Source organism: Staphylococcus sp. GDY8P85P, assembly GCF_017892405.1.
Taxonomy (GTDB): Bacteria; Bacillota; Bacilli; order Staphylococcales; family Staphylococcaceae; genus Staphylococcus; species Staphylococcus borealis.
In genome coordinates this window covers 1-1398 of sequence record NZ_JAESLA010000074.1, presented here as the reverse complement: position 1 = coordinate 1398, position 1398 = coordinate 1, and the positions used below count along the sequence as shown (strand labels likewise).

The 1398-nt window shown below is 30.8% G+C and carries 2 protein-coding genes; one reads left to right on the top strand and one right to left on the bottom strand.

Translation table 11 applies throughout. The features are described from left to right. Window positions 1-129: 129 nt before the first annotated feature. On the top strand, window positions 130-609 hold the full coding sequence (locus tag KA828_RS12715) for an NUDIX hydrolase (RefSeq protein ID WP_210126342.1): 480 nt from the start codon (window positions 130-132) through the stop codon (window positions 607-609). A 28-nt stretch (window positions 610-637) separates the two neighbouring features. Here KA828_RS12715 and KA828_RS12710 read toward each other — a convergent pair whose 3' ends face one another. Then, window positions 638-1294: a recombinase family protein gene (locus tag KA828_RS12710; RefSeq protein WP_210126341.1), complete on the bottom strand. Its 657-nt coding sequence runs from the start codon at window positions 1292-1294 to the stop codon at window positions 638-640. Window positions 1295-1398: the final 104 nt, after the last annotated feature.

The following is a 1398-nucleotide window of genomic DNA, read 5'->3' as shown; positions in this document are numbered from 1 at the left end:
AGCCAACGGCTACAGTGATAACATCCTTGTTAAATTGTTTATATCTGAAATAGTTCATACAGAAGACTCCTTTTTGTTAAAATTATATTATGAATTCAACTTTGCAACAGAACCGAAAGGAATCGTAAAATGGAGATAAAAAAACATATTGGAATTTACGGTGTTTGCTTTGAACAAAATAAATTATTATGTATTAAAAAAAATTCTGGTCCATATAGAGGTCGTTTTGACCTTCCTGGAGGTAGTCCCAAAAAAGATGAAGGTCTAACAGAAACATTAAAACGTGAAATTTTAGAAGAAACAGGGTATTATCTATCTGCTTACAGAAACTCTAGAGTTTATGATGCTTTTGTGAAAGAGAGAGAGTCTAATTATATAGTTCATCATATAATGATAATTTATGATATTGATAGAAATATAACTATTCAACAGAGAGAGTTATCTAAATTTGTGGATAATGAACTAAATGACTCCGAGGCAGAAGTATGGGTTGATTTGGAAGAAATTAATTTAGAAAACTCCTCTCCATTAATACTCAAAATAAAAAAAGAACTGTTAGGAGAAATAAGTTTGGATACAGATGTTTATAACGATTGGATTACTAAATAATATTAGTAATCCAATACCTTTGTAAAAACTATGGACGCTGTGAAGAAATCTCATTTGCACTGACAACCCTTTTATCAATATAATCTTCCTTATCCTTTTTAATTCTATAAACTGTCTGTCTTGTAATATTAACCTCTTTCGCAATCTTACTAATCGCTTTGCCTTCTTCTAACATTTCGACAACTCGATGATAAATAACACGTTTCTGTGGGTCTTTAGCATTCGCTGAATAAAGTAACGGACGCCCTTTATATACACCTTTTTCTTTCGCAACTTGAATACCTTGCGCTTGTCGACGTTTATTTTCATTTCGTTCTTGTTCTGAAACCATTGCTAATATTTGTATGATTAAATCTTTCATAAACTTATCTAATAAAGGATTGCCAATGACTTCATTCATCATAGGTAAACTAGTAATCATCAATTGAACTTCTTTATCCTTTAAATAATTAACTGTGTTAATCACTTCATCATAATTACGACCTAAGCGATCAATCGATTCTACTACAAATCTATCGCCCATTCTCACAAAGTTAAGTGCTTCTTGAAATACGGGTCTATTTTCTACTGACTTTCCCGACTGTTTCTCTGTAAATATTTTCTCTACGCCAAATTTTTTCAAATTATCTATCTGTCTCTCTAAATTTTGATCTATCGAAGATACTCTTGCATAACCTATAATCATTCATTTTCACTCCAAAATTAATATACACCCTAATCATACGTTTTAGTTGCTATAAATTCAACAACTTTACTTGTATGATTAGGGTGTACTCTATTGATACAATA